Annotated in this window: 13 protein-coding genes and 1 tRNA gene; 8 read left to right on the top strand and 6 right to left on the bottom strand. The window is 67.1% G+C overall.

The features are described from left to right. The 4 genes from pepN to VB734_RS06225 all read right to left on the bottom strand — a co-directional run. The coding region (gene pepN / locus VB734_RS06240; protein WP_323243144.1) for an aminopeptidase N at window positions 1–2,159 on the bottom strand (2,159 nt) is incomplete at its 3' end. Between the two features lie 40 nt (window positions 2,160–2,199). Then, window positions 2,200–2,649, bottom strand: coding sequence for a glycine zipper 2TM domain-containing protein (locus tag VB734_RS06235; protein ID WP_197164590.1), 450 nt, complete (start codon window positions 2,647–2,649; stop codon window positions 2,200–2,202). 134 nt (window positions 2,650–2,783) lie between these two features. Beyond that, window positions 2,784–3,185: a cAMP phosphodiesterase gene (locus VB734_RS06230; protein WP_322781506.1), complete on the bottom strand. Its 402-nt coding sequence runs from the start codon at window positions 3,183–3,185 to the stop codon at window positions 2,784–2,786. A gap of 48 nt (window positions 3,186–3,233) precedes the next feature. After that, a complete protein-coding gene (locus VB734_RS06225; RefSeq protein WP_322781507.1) occupies window positions 3,234–3,815 on the bottom strand; it encodes a hypothetical protein in 582 nt (193 codons plus the stop codon). A gap of 92 nt (window positions 3,816–3,907) precedes the next feature. Here VB734_RS06225 and VB734_RS06220 point away from each other — a divergent pair, with 92 nt between their 5' ends. Beyond that, window positions 3,908–5,086 carry a histidine kinase gene (locus VB734_RS06220; RefSeq protein WP_416238044.1) on the top strand — a complete coding sequence of 393 codons (1,179 nt, stop codon included), beginning with the start codon at window positions 3,908–3,910 and terminating at the stop codon, window positions 5,084–5,086. A gap of 73 nt (window positions 5,087–5,159) precedes the next feature. Then, window positions 5,160–5,232, top strand: a tRNA-Glu gene (locus VB734_RS06215). A 297-nt stretch (window positions 5,233–5,529) separates the two neighbouring features. Here VB734_RS06215 and VB734_RS06210 read toward each other — a convergent pair. Continuing rightward, window positions 5,530–6,090: an SRPBCC family protein gene (locus VB734_RS06210; RefSeq protein WP_197164594.1), complete on the bottom strand. Its 561-nt coding sequence runs from the start codon at window positions 6,088–6,090 to the stop codon at window positions 5,530–5,532. Window positions 6,091–6,251: 161 nt separating this feature from the next. On the opposite strand from VB734_RS06210, the gene VB734_RS06205 reads away from it, so the two are divergent. The 6 genes from VB734_RS06205 to VB734_RS06180 all read left to right on the top strand — a co-directional run bounded on the left by VB734_RS06205 (window position 6,252) and on the right by VB734_RS06180 (window position 13,055). Continuing rightward, on the top strand, window positions 6,252–7,409 hold the full coding sequence (locus tag VB734_RS06205; protein WP_197164596.1) for a phycobilisome linker polypeptide: 1,158 nt from the start codon (window positions 6,252–6,254) through the stop codon (window positions 7,407–7,409). A 152-nt stretch (window positions 7,410–7,561) separates the two neighbouring features. Then, window positions 7,562–9,085: a glucose-6-phosphate dehydrogenase gene (gene zwf / locus VB734_RS06200; RefSeq protein ID WP_197164598.1), complete on the top strand. Its 1,524-nt coding sequence runs from the start codon at window positions 7,562–7,564 to the stop codon at window positions 9,083–9,085. Window positions 9,086–9,171: 86 nt separating this feature from the next. Further along, the gene (locus VB734_RS06195) at window positions 9,172–10,458 is read left to right on the top strand and encodes a glucose-6-phosphate dehydrogenase assembly protein OpcA (RefSeq protein ID WP_197164600.1); all 1,287 of its coding nucleotides are present in this window, start codon (window positions 9,172–9,174) and stop codon (window positions 10,456–10,458) included. A gap of 20 nt (window positions 10,459–10,478) precedes the next feature. Beyond that, entirely contained in the window at window positions 10,479–11,957 is a 1,479-nt protein-coding gene (locus VB734_RS06190) for a cobyrinate a,c-diamide synthase (protein ID WP_322781509.1), read from the top strand. Continuing rightward, on the top strand, window positions 11,939–12,208 hold the full coding sequence (locus VB734_RS06185) for an acylphosphatase (RefSeq protein WP_197164604.1): 270 nt from the start codon (window positions 11,939–11,941) through the stop codon (window positions 12,206–12,208). Before VB734_RS06190 ends, VB734_RS06185 begins: the two co-directional genes overlap by 19 nt. 160 nt (window positions 12,209–12,368) lie before the next feature. Beyond that, on the top strand, window positions 12,369–13,055 hold the full coding sequence (locus VB734_RS06180) for a GAP family protein (protein ID WP_197164606.1): 687 nt from the start codon (window positions 12,369–12,371) through the stop codon (window positions 13,053–13,055). Here VB734_RS06180 and VB734_RS06175 read toward each other — a convergent pair. Then, on the bottom strand, window positions 13,052–13,775 hold a 724-nt coding region (locus tag VB734_RS06175), incomplete at its 5' end, for an ATP-binding domain-containing protein (RefSeq protein ID WP_416238043.1). The two genes, VB734_RS06180 and VB734_RS06175, sit on opposite strands and share 4 nt — an antisense overlap.

Here is a 13,775-nt window from a genome sequence, read left to right as displayed (position 1 = left end):
GCAGCCCGCCAGGCCCAGACCAGCCCGGTGAGCTGGCGATCGCCGACACCCTCGGGCCATGGCAGGCCCCACTGGGGACGGCAGCGCTCGAGGCAGGCCGCCAGGGGTTCGGCCAGGGCTTCCCCGAAGCGGGTCTGCAGGGTCCTCCTCGCCAGATCCAGTGCCGGTGGATCAGGCTCAGCGCTGGCCGCTTCGAGTTCGACCAGCCCCGGCATCGTCAGCAGGGCGCAGCGGTTGCCGTCGCTGAGCGTGCCCTCCAGCAGGATCCGCTCGAAGGCGGCCACCAGACCATCCTCAAGGGCCTCATCCGCGGCTCCTCCGGCGCGGCACAGCACCACCTGCCGAAGCAGCTCCTGGCCGGCATCCCAACGGGCCAGGGGCTCGCCGTCGCAGCTGAGCAGATGCAGCAGTTCCGCATGCGTGCGCTCGAACTCCAGCTGCACCGGAGCGGAGAAGCGGCGCAGCACGGACAGGGCCGGCGGGTGACTGTGGGGCTCGAAGTCCTCGAAGACCACGGTCTGCTCGGCCTGATCGATCACCAGCAGCCGTGTGAGCGGCCCCCAGGAGTGCTCGAGGCTGGCGTCCTCGGCGCTGGCGGCGGTTTCGCCGGGGCGTTGCAGCAGCAGGGGCTCACCGGCCTGGTCCACCGCCCCGATCGCCAGGGGAATCACAAGCGGCAGCTTGTCAGGCTGGCCCGGGGTGGCCGGGGTGTGCTGCCGGATGGTCAGCGAGAGACGGCCCCGATCCTCATCCCAGTGGCGCTGCAGTTCAAGTCGGGGCGTTCCCGCCTGGTGATACCAGCGACGGAATTGGTCGAAGCAGAACTCGCTGGTCCCGGATTGGTCGGAATCTCCGGCCTTGGCAGCGGCATCCTGCATGGCCTGCACAAAGTCGTCACAGGTGGCGGCCGTGCCGTCATGGCGCTGAACGTAGATGGCCATGCCACGCATGAAGGTGTCCGGGCCAAGGAGGGTGTGCAGCATGCGAATCACCTCGGCGCCTTTTTCATAAATTGTGGTGGTGTAGAAGTTATCGATCGCCTGATAATGATCCGGCTGCACTGGATGAGCGGTGGGGCCAGCATCTTCGCGGAACTGGGTGTTGCGCAACATCGCCACATCCTCAATCCGCTTCAGTGCCGGTGCATGCAGATCTGCTGTGAAGCTCTGATCCCTGAACACGGTGAGCCCTTCCTTGAGAGAGAGCTGGAACCAGTCTCGGCAGGTGATGCGGTTGCCTGTCCAGTTGTGGAAATACTCATGGGCGATCACGCTCTCGATCCGCTCCAGTTCGGCATCGGTAGCCGTGGCGGCATCGGCCAGCACCAGTTTTGAGTTGAAGATGTTGAGGCTCTTGTTCTCCATCGCGCCCATGTTGAAATGGCGCACGGCGACGATGTTGTACTCATCGAGGTCGTACTCCAGCCCATAGACCGTCTCATCCCAGGCCATCGAGCGCTTCAGTGAACTGATGGCATGGGCCGTGTAGGGAGCATCGCCAGGCTCCACATGCAGGCGCAACTGCACCGTGCGGCCACTGGCGGTGGTGAAGGTGTCACGGACCTCCTCGAGCACCCCGGCCACCAGGGCGAACAGATAGGACGGCTTGGGGAAGGGATCGTCCCAGACCGCATAGTGCCGCTCCTCCCCGCCGGCCAGGGCCGGCAGGATTCCCTGCTCGATGCAGTTGCCGTTGGAGAGCAGGACAGGGAAGAGGCCGCGCTCCGCCTCGATGCGCACCTGGAAGAGGCTGAGCACATCGGGACGATCGGGATGGAGGGTGATGCGGCGGAACCCCTCCGCTTCGCACTGGGTGGTCACCATGCCGCCGCTGGCATAGAGCCCCTCGAGGCTCGTGTTGGCACGGGGATGCAGGCGCACAACGCTGGTCAGGCGAAACGGCTGCGCGGGAGTACTCGAGAGGATGTAAGCGTCGCCGTCACGCCCGATCTCATCGAGCGCCACGGGCCGGCCGTCGAGGCCCAGGGAGAGCAAATCCAAACCCTCACCGCGCAGCACCAGCGGTTCGCCGGCCGCAAGGGGCGCCAGCGACAGGGTGGACTCCACCAGGGCCTCCTCGCCGAACAGGCGCACCGTCAGATCGGTGCGCTCAAGCCGGAAGGGGAAGGGCCGATAGTCGGCCAGCCGCACGACGCTCATCAGGCCAGGGGAAGAAGGCCCCCTGATCCTGGCTCCCCGCTCACCAGGGCAGGGGGCCTCGACCCTGACCGGCGTTGCAGCCCACCTGGGATCCGAGCAGGGCCCCCAGGGGGACCGCCCAGGTGCGGCCGTCATCGCGGGAGGCGGCGTAGCCGATGCCGCCGCCGATCACGCCGCCCACGAGCCGGCCGATCGAGCAGCGCTGCTGGAGGGCCTGGGCCTCCTCCCAGGTGGTGGGCGCCGGCTGGCCGTAGGGATTGCTGCCGCTGGGGACCTGGCTGCTGTAGTCCTGATAGGGAGCGGGTGGCCAGTTGCGGACCGGAGTCACGACATAACCGCGGGACACCGGGTAGCGATCCGAAGGCAGCTGGTAGCCCTGATAGCCCCCGTAGTAGGCCTCCTGGGCGGAGACGGCGGCCGGCATCGCGGCGGCGAGGCCACAGACCCCGGCAGCGAGCAGCAGGGGAAGACGCTGAATGAGGACGGTCATGGTGATCAAGCTGGAGGACAGCCCCGAAGGGATGCCATCAGCAAAGCCACCAGGACCGCCTGAACTGCAACTGCAGCTGGGCCGGATATGTACGGATGCGTCCGCCTCCGGCCAGCATCGTCTCCCTTGAGGGGTTACTTGCCTCCCTGCTGCTTGAGGGCGTCAGTCACCTTCTTGACCACATCAGGCGGCACTTCCTTGGGGCAGAGCTCGACGGCACCGATCACCGCGGAGTTCACCGAACCGCGCCGCAGCTCCTCGATCGTGAGAGCCTTGGAGCCCACCTGCTTGATCTGACCGTCATGCTGACCCTTGATCAGCTGGGCGATCGTTTCACCGGCGATGCTCGCCGCCTTGTCGAACTCGACGCCGGCACCGCGGGCAATGCAGACATTGACGGAGGCGATTCTGCTGTAAAGCGACATCTCGCTTTCAGTGGCGGGTGCCGCCAGGGCGGGGGCGGCAGCGGAAACGGCGGGAATGATGAGTGCGCCAGCCAGCAACAGGAGTCGGTGGAGGCAGTGCGTGAGGCGCAAGGAGAGCGTGTTCAACAGGCTCCATGCTGATGCACCGGGGCACGAACTTCAATCGGCAGGGAGCGGATCGCCGGGCCCCTCCAGCCTGATCTCATGATGCGTCTCGGTGATATCAAGCTCACCATCCCGCCAGGAGAAAATCGAGCAGGCCCGGATGCGGTCCTGATCGATCAGCCGGATGTGCTGCTCGATGTCCCAGCCCTGGTGCTGCGACTCGAAGATCATCTGGTGCTCATCCACCTGGCGGATCTGGGAGCGCATCGGCTGTTCCACGAGATACCCCCGGCTGCGCCGCAGCTGGTGACCGCAGAGGTAGGCCTCAAGGCTGCCCTCGCGCTGGTACTGGGGCTTCCGCTCGTAGAAGCCGAAGTCCTGCTCGGGTGTCCAGCTGAAGCGGTAGGCCGCCTCCCCCTCCACCGGCTGCTCGTACGTTTCGATCCGCAGCAGAAGGTCGAGGCGCAGGGGCTCATCCTCGCCACGGAAGAAATAGATGCGGCGGGACCGCCAGAGCCCGAGGTTGCGCGAGAACCAGCGGCGCAGGCTGCTGTCCAGCTGGATGCGGCTCCCCTGGGGGTCACGCCTCGGCGGCCCGGAAGGGTCCAGCGGCACCCGTTCCGTGGATGGGGTCATGGGATGGGGAGATCGTCGGTGGGTCGATTGACAGGCTCGTCATAGCCAGCTCTCGGGCCAGCGTTCGACGCCATAAGGTGATCTCCACGATCTTGCCTGCCGCCAAGGTGCCTGAAGCGGGGAAAGCCGACTCCGGCACAACGGCACAAGGGCCCCTCCCGGCCAGGCGCCGGCCGCTCAAGCTGCTGCTGGTGGCGGCCCCCCACCATCTCGCTTCCGCCGATCTGGGTGGAGTCCTCAACTACCTCGAAACCTGCGACTGCGGCTTCGATGTGGCCCTGGAGCTGGCCAATCCAGCCTTGCGCCCCGAGCTGCTGGAGCTGCACCGGCTGGTGGCCACCCCGGCCCTGGTGAAACTGGAGCCCCCCCCTCGCCAGGTGCTGGCTGGCAATGCCGTCCTGGATCAGCTGAAGGGCTGGCTGCCGCGCTGGCAGCAGCTGGAGGTGGTCAGCGATCTGGGCATGAGCCTGCGGCCCGCGGAAATGGATGGCAGCCGCACCCAGCGGGAGCTGCAGCTGGAAGATCAGGTGCTGGTGCTGCGTCAGGAGAACGAAACCCTGATCGAGCGCCTGCGGGTTCAGGAGAGGCTGCTGCGCATGGTGGCCCATGAGCTGCGCACCCCTCTCACTGCCGCCAAGCTGGCCCTGCAGAGCCTGCAGCTCGGGCACATCAACAACACCCGCTGCCGGGATGTGCTCGACCGCCGCCTCGATGACATCGAGCATCTCTCCAAGGACCTCCTGGAAGTGGGCACCACCCGCTGGGAAGCTCTCTTCAACCCCCAGCGGCTGGACCTGGCGCCGGTGACCGCGGAGGCGATCCTGGAGCTGGAGAAACTGTGGGTGGGGCGGAACCTGCGCCTGATCACCGACATTCCCGCCGACCTGCCGGATGTGTTTGCCGATCAACGGCGCATGCGCCAGGTGCTTCTGAATCTGCTGGAGAACGCGTTGAAATTCACCCCTGATGACGGCGCGGTGACTCTTTCGCTGTTGCACCGCACCAGTCAATGGGTTCAGGTGAGTGTCTGTGATACAGGTCCGGGAATTCCCCGCGGAGAGCAGGAGCGGATCTTCCTGGAGCGGGTACGGCTGCCTCAGACCTCGGGCACCACGTCTGGGTTCGGAGTGGGACTCTCCGTTTGTCGCCGCATCGTTGAAGTGCATGGCGGACGGATCTGGGTGGTCTCCGAGCCCGGTGAAGGAGCCTGCTTCCACTTCACCGTTCCGGTGTGGTCAGGACAGAACTCCCCCAGCCAGGCCTCGCCTTGACGAAGGGACACTCCGACCCGTAGCGTCCATGGAACGGAAGCGGCGCCTTCAAACGCCCCTGCTCCGTGGCCTCGCCCCCATCGTCTAGAGGCCTAGGACACCTCCCTTTCACGGAGGCGACAGGGGTTCGAATCCCCTTGGGGGTATCACGATCAACCAGAAGATGGCTGAGTCCTGTCAGCTGGAAGCCATCAGGTTGTAATGACCGGGGCAGAACTCCCCAGTCGATTGAGCGGTGATGATCCTGACATCTTCTGCGCAGGATTGCTCACCATAAAAATGACGTCAGCCAAGTCGGTCAATCAGTCCTGCAACACCTGATCCGAAGCAGGGATGGTCCATGAGGTTCGGAATCAAGAATCCATTATCAAGGATCCTTTCTACCTTGACACTCAAACCGTAGACGTGACCTTGATGGTTGAAATGATCGGCGACTGAACCATTCAGGCCTGTGCGGCGCGGCGCAGAGCTTCCTGTTGGACGGCGCGCAGGTTGGCAGCCAGGTCTTCGCGAAGCCGCTGCTCGATCAGCCCGATCGGCATGCCCTGGCGCCCCTGCACGGTGAGTTCGTAGAGCAACCGGGAGCCACCGGGTTCGCCGCTGACCTGCCAGGCCCCCTCGAAACGACGAAAATCTCCCTGGCGCATGCTGAAGCTGAGCAGGCCATCGTCGTGATGCTCCCGCAGTTCCAGTTCGACGCGGGCCGTGAAGCGCAGGCCGCAGAACTGCTGACAACCCACCTGTTCCAGGCCCACGGTGCTTCCCCGTCGCCAGAGCAGACGGGAGGTGGAAAGGTTGGGGATGAAGCGGCTGAGATTCTCGTAGTCGGTGAGCACGGCCCAGATCTGCTGGGGAGGGAGCTCGAGGCGGAGCTGAACCGCCAGACGACGGGCTCCCTGAGGCAGTCGCTCCATGTCCTGCTGGATCGTGTCCAGCGAACAGGCGTCCTGGCTGCTGAGCAGGCCCTGGATGGGAGGGGTTGTCAGAACCGAAAGTTGCGCCAAGTGAGGGGGAACGCCGGATTCATCGCCAGCCGGATCAAACCAGCCGCCACCAAACCTAACCGCAACAATCGGTTGCCGGTGCGGAAAGGCCCACGATCAGGAGGAGGGCTGTCCATGGGCATTGCCTATGATCGGCCCGGTTTTCCGGAGATTGAGGGTTCATGCGCATCTCGACCGCAGCGCTTCGTCAGTCCGATGCCCGCATGTTCACCCTTGTGGTGCAGGGCCTCAAAGCAGCTGGCACGCGCACGGCCGAGCGTTGCTTCAGCATCCCTCTCTCTCAGATGCAGACCACCCTGCGCATGATCAATCAACAGGGTGGTCGCCTGCTCTCGGTCACCCCAGCTGACCAGGCCTCGGCCGCCCCCGCTCCCGCGCCCGCCCCGATCGCTGCCAACGCCGCCGCCGCTCCCGTGACCACCCCCGTCAAGCACGAAGCTCCTCCCGTCAATCTCTACAAACCGAAGGATCCCTACATCGGCACCGTGCTCGGGAACTATTCCCTGCTGGCCGAAGGGGCGATCGGCCGGGTCAATCACATCACCTTCGATCTCTCCGAAGGCAATCTTCATTACGTCGAAGGCCAGAGCATCGGCATCATTCCCGACGGCGTTGATGCCAACGGCAAGCCTCACAAGCTCCGGCTCTACTCGATCGCCAGCACTCGCCACGGCGACAACCTCGAAGACAAGACCGTCTCGCTGTGTGTGCGTCAGCTCCAGTACGAGAAGGATGGGGAGACCATCAACGGTGTCTGCTCCACTTTCCTCTGCGATATCGAGCCCGGTGCCAAGGTTAAGATAACTGGCCCGGTGGGCAAGGAAATGCTCCTCCCCCCCGACGAGGACGCCAACGTGATCATGCTGGCCACGGGCACGGGCATCGCTCCGATGCGTGCCTACCTGCGCAGGATGTTCGATCCGGGTGAGCGGGCCAAGAATCCCGAGTATCAGTTCCGGGGCAAGGCCTGGCTGATCATGGGTGTCCCCACCACCCCGAACCTCCTTTATGAGGAGGATTTCCAGAACTACCTGGCCGAATTCCCCGACAACTTCCGCTACACCAAGGCGATCAGCCGCGAACAGCAGAACCCCGGCGGTGGCCGGATGTACATCCAGGACAGGGTCGCCGAGCATGGCGACGAGATCTTCACGATGATCGAGGATTCCAAGACCCACGTCTATATGTGCGGCCTGCGGGGCATGGAGCCCGGCATCGATGAGGCCATGAGCAAGGCCGCCGCCGCCAAGGGCCTCAACTGGGCCGAGCTTCGTCCCCAGCTCAAGAAGGCCGAACGCTGGCACGTGGAAACCTACTGAGCCAGACCGGGCTCTCTACGAGCCACGAATCCCCCGCCCGCCCCAGTGGCGGGCTTTTTTTTGCCGAAATCAGCACAGAGGGGAAGCCCCACTGCCCTTAGCTGGGTGTTCCCCGCTTTCGTGGGTAAACCGGTGTCATCTGCGCGCACTCCATGACCGTCACGCTCACCAATCCACTGAGGGTCGGGCTGCGCCAGGAGCGTGTGGTGTCGCCCCAGTGCCTGGTGATCTTCGGGGCAAGCGGTGACCTCACCCACCGCAAGCTGGTACCGGCCCTGTTCGAACTGTTCCGCCAGCGGCGGCTGCCCACCGAATTCGCGGTGCTGGGCTGTGCCCGTCGCCCCTGGAGCGACGAGGACTTCCGTGGCCACATGGCCGAGGCCCTCGGCGAGGTGGTCCACGAACACCGCAGTGCCTGGGATCAGTTCGCGTCCGGGCTGTTCTACGAACCAGTGGATCTGCAGCAACCCGATCACCTGGTGCGGCTCGCCCAGCGGCTGGAGGTGATCGACCGCCACAGGGCCACCCGCAACAACCGCACCTTCTACCTTTCGGTGTCGCCGAATTTCTACGGCAGCGGTTGCCGCGCCCTGGCCGCCGCCGGGCTGCTCAGCGATACCCAACGCAGCCGCGTGGTGATCGAGAAGCCCTTCGGCCGCGACTACGGCAGCGCCCAGGAGCTCAACCGGATCGTGCAGGCCAGCGCCCACGAGAGCCAGGTCTTCCGCATCGACCACTACCTGGGCAAGGAAACGGTCCAGAACATCCTCGTGCTGCGCTTCGCCAACACGATCTTCGAGCCGATCTGGAACCGGAACTACATCGCCAGTGTGGAGATCACCGCGGCAGAGACCGTGGGAGTGGAAGAGCGGGCGGGCTACTACGAAAGCTCCGGTGCGCTGCGGGACATGGTGCAGAACCACCTCACCCAGATGCTGGCCCTCACCACGATGGAGGCCCCCGGTCGCTTCGAGCCCGAGGCGATCCGCAACGAGAAGGCCAAGGTGCTGCAAGCCGCACGGCTGGCCGACGAGCTGGAGCCCTGGAACTGCTGCGTTCGCGGCCAGTACGGCCCCGGTGGCACTCCGGCCCGGCCCCTGGCGGGGTATCGACAGGAACCCGGTGTGAGCCCCAACAGCACCACCGAAACCTATGTGGCGATGAAGCTGTTCATCGACAACTGGCGCTGGCAGGGGGTTCCCTTCTATCTGCGCACCGGCAAACGCCTGCCCAAGCGCATGAGCGAGGTGGTGCTCACCTTCCGCGAAGCACCGGTGCACCTGTTCGACGCCGCCGGCGGCAGCCCCACCGCCAACCAGCTGATCCTGCGCATCCAGCCGGATGAAGGAGCCGGCTTCCGCTTCGAGGTGAAGTCGCCGGGATCGGGTATGCGCAGCCGGCCGGTGGACATGCACTTCTCCTATGACGAATCCTTCGGGGAACCGTCCGATGAGGGCTACGTTCGACTGCTCGCCGACGCCATGCTGGGGGACCCCACGCTGTTCACCCGCGGCGATGAGGTGGAAGCCGCCTGGCGGCTGTACACCCCCTTGCTGGAGCTGATCGAAGACAGCCCCTGGCAGCTGCCAGTCCACCCCTACGAGGCTCGGACCTGGGGACCGGCCGCCTCGGACAACATGCTCGGCCGCGATGGCCTGATGTGGCGCCGCCCCTGAGCCCCCAGCCCTGATCCGCAGCGCACGCCCGGCCGCGCCCTCTCCGAAACGCCTCAACGCTTCCACGCCTCAACGCCTGCAAACCCATGTCTCCCCAGCTCACGCTTCAGGCCCCCGTGGCGCTGCCACCACCGGAACTCACCGACTATCTGGAAAAGCTCTGGAGCCAGGACCTGGAGTCCTCCAGCGGCGCCTCCACCTTCACCCTGCTGGTGTGGCAACCGGCCTGGGTGGAACAGCATCTCGTGCGCACCGGCCGCCTCGATGGCCCCGTCACCGGTGTGGTCCGCAGCGAACTCCTGGAGGCCGCCCGCGCCGCCGTGCCCGAATGCGGGCTGCCCCTGAGCATCTCTCCTCTCTCTCCAAAGCTGGCCTGGGCCCTGGGCCAGCAGAGCGGCGACCACGCCATCGAAGATCTGCGCGGCCAGCACATCGACGCGGCCATCAGCGCCTACCAGCCACGCCGCCTGATCACCCTCGCCCCCACCCTCGCCCACGGCCAGCCCCTGGAAACCCTGGTGGCGGCGTACTGCCCGCTGCCGGGAGAAGGCAGCACAGCCGCCGCCTGCGGTGATGTGGTGGTGCTCCGGGGTGACTTCGGTGCCCTGCAGCAGGGCCTGCAACTGCTCCAGCCGCTGGTGCCGGCTGATCTGCCCTGCTGGGTGTGGTGGAACGGATCCCTCGATGAGGCCCCCGAACTGCTCGACGCCCTGAGCGAACCCGGCCGCCGCCTGGTGATCGACACCGCCATGGGCACCCCGCGCCGCTGCCTCGACCTGCTGGAGTCCCGCGTGGCCAGCGGTCAGCCCGTCAACGACCTCAACTGGCTGCGGCAACGGGCCTGGCGCGAATCGCTGGCCATGGTCTTCGACCCCCCCAACCGGCGCGACGCGCTCAATCACGTGGTTCAGCTCGACATCGACGTGGAGGGCACCCATCCGGTTCAGGGTCTGCTGCTGGCGGCCTGGCTGGCCGACAGGCTCGGCTGGCACTGGGTCGAGAGCCACACCGAAGGCGAGGAGATCCACGCGGAATTCGAACGCACCGATGGTGTGACGGTCCATGTCCACCTCAGCCCCGTGCCGGTGGGAGTCCCCGGCAGCCACCCGGGCAGCGTGGTGGGCCTGCGTCTGATCTGCGAGCCGCCCGCTCGCCAGGCCCTCTGCGTGATTCTCTGCTCGGAATCCGGGGGCTGCATGCGCCTGGAAGCGGGGGGCATGGCCCGGATGGAGCTGGCGGAGGAAGTGGTGCCGATGCGCCACGCCACCGACGAGTGGGAGATGGCCCGTCTGCTGGGCGGTGGCCACGACTCCACCAATCCCCTGCTGGCCGCCGCGGCCCCCCTGGCTGCCAAGCTGCTGCCGCACGGATGAAGGCCTGAGGGAACAAGGGGATGGCCTGTCTGATCGCGGCACCCTGCAGCGGCAGCGGCAAGACCCTGCTCAGCCTCGCGCTCACGGCCCTGCTGCGTCGTGGCGGGGCCAGTGTTCAGGTCTTCAAGGTGGGGCCCGATTACCTCGACCCGCAGCTGCTCGGACGGGTGAGCGGGCGACCCTGCCGCAATCTCGACCGCCTGCTCTGCGGCGAGGACTGGCTGGAGCGGGCCTACCACTGGTGGGGCAGCCAGGCCGACCACTGCCTGGTGGAGGGAGTGATGGGCCTCTTCGATGGCCGGGGGCCGAGCGCCGAGGGCAGCTCGGCCGAAGTGGCCACCCTGCTGGGGCTGCCGGTGGTGCTGGTGGTGGAGGCCAGCCGGCAGGCAGGCTCCCTGGCGGCCCTGGTTCGGGGCTTCCGCGATCACCAGCCGGGACTGGAGCTGGCCGGGGTGGTGCTCAACGGCGTGAGCACCGAACGTCACCGGGCCCTGCTGAGCGAGGCCCTCGACTCGATCACCATGCCTCTGCTGGGTGTCCTGCCCCGCCATCCCGATCTGAGCCTGCCCTCCCGCCATCTCGGCCTGCTGCCTCCCGATGAGTTGCAGGATTTCCAGGCCAGAAGCGAGGAATGGGCCGCCCTGGCAGAGCGCAACCTGGATCTGGACCGCCTGCTCCCCCTGCTGAGGCCGCCGCCGCCCCTGGCGAGCGACGAGGGCAGGGCCCTCGATCCGATCCGCTGGTGCCTGGAGCGATCCGCCCGTACAGCGGCCGACCTGGAGTGCGGCGGTGGCAGCAAAGAGCTGCCGGTCGCGATCGCCAGCGACGCCGCCTTCCACTTCCGCTACCCGGAGGCCGCGGAGCTGCTGACGGCGCTTGGGATGACTCCTCTGCCCTGGCAACCCCTGGCCGATCAACCCCTGCCACGGGGCTGCCGGGGGGTGATCCTGCCGGGGGGCTACCCGGAGCTGCATGCCGCCGAGCTGGCGGCCAGTCAGCGCAGCCAGGGCGACCTGAGACGGGCGGCCGCCGCCGGCCTGCCGATCTACGCCGAGTGCGGCGGACTGCTGCTGCTCGGCCGGACGCTGGAGGATCCCCAGGGTGAAGCCCATGCCATGGCCGGTCTGCTGCCGTTCAGCGCCCGGCGCGGCTCATTGCAACTGGGGTACCGCCAGGCCAGCCCCCTCGGAGATGGGCTTGTGACACGCCGGGGTGAGGCGCTCGTCGGCCATGAATTTCACCGCTGGGAACTGAACGACACAGTCGTGGACGGGAGCGAACCGCTGTGGCAGCTTGAAGGCTGGGGTTGGGCACCGAGGCTGGAAGGATGGACGACGCCGACACTGCACGCAAGCTGGCTGCACCTCCACTGGGCTGGATGTTCGGCGATCTGCCGGCGCCTGCGCGACGCGGCCGCCCAGGCGACTCCCTTCCCCGAGGGAGCGGAGGCCCTCGAGGACGCAGCGGTGGTGGCGCCTCCGTGGAGCGGTGGCGCCTGATCGTGAGTGGCCGCGTGCAGGGGGTGGGCTACCGGCAGGCCTGCTGTCAGCGGGCCCAGGCCCTCGGACTGGGGGGATGGGTGAGGAACCGCGAGGACGGCCGGGTGGAGCTGGAGGCGGAAGGATGCAGCCAGAAACTCGAGCAGCTCAGGATCTGGTGCGAATCGGGCCCTGCGACCGCCCAGGTGAGCAGCGTCAGCGAGAGCGTCATTCCTCTCGGGGGTCACGACTGGTTCGAGGTGCGCCGCTGAACCGCGATGACCCACCCTCTGGCGTGACCCCAGAGGACGCTCCGCAGAGTCCGTCCAGACCCGAGCTGTGGTCGTTCCGCCATGGTGCCAGCTGACCGGACCGGAAAGGGCAGCAGCCCGTCATCCTGCACTGGAGGATCCCCTGCAGCGCACCACTCCCATGACCGATGCCACGCTCTGGGCTGAGCTGCTGGCCTACGGCAGCGGCATCAGCCTCAGTCCGATCCACATCGGCCTGCTGCTGCTGCTGCTGCTCGGGCCCGATCCCCTGCGCCGGGGGGGGCTGTTCCTGCTGAGCTGGATCCTCACCATCGCCACGATGATGGCTCTTCTGCTGACTGTGGGTCACGGCCTGCTGCTCACCATGGAGCAGGGCAGTGACCACCGCACCGGCCTGGATCTGATCGGCGCCGGGGCTCTGCTGGCCCTGGGGATCAGGGATCTGCTGCCCACCAAGGCCGGAGGGGAAGAACCCGCCGGCTGGATCCGCCAGCTGGATCGCTTCTGCGCCCTGCCCCTGCCGCTGCTGATCGGCGTGAGTGTGGCGATCGAGGTGATCAGCCCCGACGACCTGGTGCTGATGGCCAAGGGCGCTTCCGCTCTTCTGGCCGCGGGTCTGGGTCGCGGCCAGGAGCTGCTGCTGGCAGGCTGCTTCACCCTGGCGGCCAGCCTGCTGCTGCTGCTGCCGGTGCTGGGGGTGGCCCTGGGCCGCGAGCGGGTGCTGCCGCTGCTGCAGCGGGGCAAGCAGAGTCTCTACGCCAACGGTGAGCTGGTGATGGGCACGATCAGCCTGGCCCTGGCGGTCTATCTGGCCTGGCAGGGCATCGAGGGGCTGAAGCTGGCCTAGCGGCGCGAGGGGGGTCCGGGCTCCTCGGCCAGGGGCTCCTCCAGAGCCTCCTGCCAGAAGCGGCGATCCGCCGCGCCTCCAGGGCCGCCGGCCAGCCAGACCCCCTGCCGCGCGCGGGTCACGGCCACGTAAACCAGCTGCCGGCGCAGGCGCAGATCGGAGGGCCAGAAGACATCGGCATCGATGAACACCTCCCCGAACCCGCTCCCCTGGGAGCGGTGCACCGTGAGCACCGCGGCGGGGCCCAGGGAGGCGAAGGCGTCTCTCACCAGGAAGTATCGGCGCCAGAGGGCGCGGCCCTGATCCTGCCCCGCCTCGCGGGCCTGGCGCCTCAGGGAGGCGAGCACGGCCTCCAGCTGTGCCCGGGCGGCGGTTCCGACCGGCGGCAGCAGACGCAGGCTCAACGGTGTCTCACCGAAGGCCACCTCCACCAGCTGGGTGTCGATCACCGGGGACTCCGCGACGCCGTAATCGGCCAGATCACAGCGCTCCGGGGTCACATCCCGGACCAGCAGCTCCCGGTTCGAGGCCAGCACCATGTCCGGTTCCTCGCCCCCCTCGGCTCCCTGGCGACAGGCCGGCGCCATCACCGCCATGCGGCTGAGCAGGACTTCACCGGGCAGCACCGGCAACTGGTCGGCCATGGCGCCGTGGATGGCGCGGCGGGCCAGGGGCACCAGCCGCTCCAGCGAACGGTTGGTGTAGCAGAGGAGCCTGACC

It is taken from the genome of Synechococcus sp. BA-124 BA4, assembly GCF_034931165.1.
Note: the sequence above shows the minus strand (reverse complement) of the source record. Positions and strands in the feature narration are given on the sequence as shown.

Coding starts and splice junctions, on each gene's coding strand:
- VB734_RS06235 (WP_197164590.1), bottom strand. CDS start 2,649: ATGACCGTCCTCATTCAGCGTCTTCCCCTGCTGCTCGCTGCCGGGGTC.
- VB734_RS06225 (WP_322781507.1), bottom strand. CDS start 3,815: ATGACCCCATCCACGGAACGGGTGCCGCTGGACCCTTCCGGGCCGCCG.
- VB734_RS06205 (WP_197164596.1), top strand. CDS start 6,252: ATGCGCATCTCGACCGCAGCGCTTCGTCAGTCCGATGCCCGCATGTTC.
- zwf (WP_197164598.1), top strand. CDS start 7,562: ATGACCGTCACGCTCACCAATCCACTGAGGGTCGGGCTGCGCCAGGAG.
- VB734_RS06195 (WP_197164600.1), top strand. CDS start 9,172: ATGTCTCCCCAGCTCACGCTTCAGGCCCCCGTGGCGCTGCCACCACCG.
- VB734_RS06190 (WP_322781509.1), top strand. CDS start 10,479: ATGGCCTGTCTGATCGCGGCACCCTGCAGCGGCAGCGGCAAGACCCTG.
- VB734_RS06180 (WP_197164606.1), top strand. CDS start 12,369: ATGACCGATGCCACGCTCTGGGCTGAGCTGCTGGCCTACGGCAGCGGC.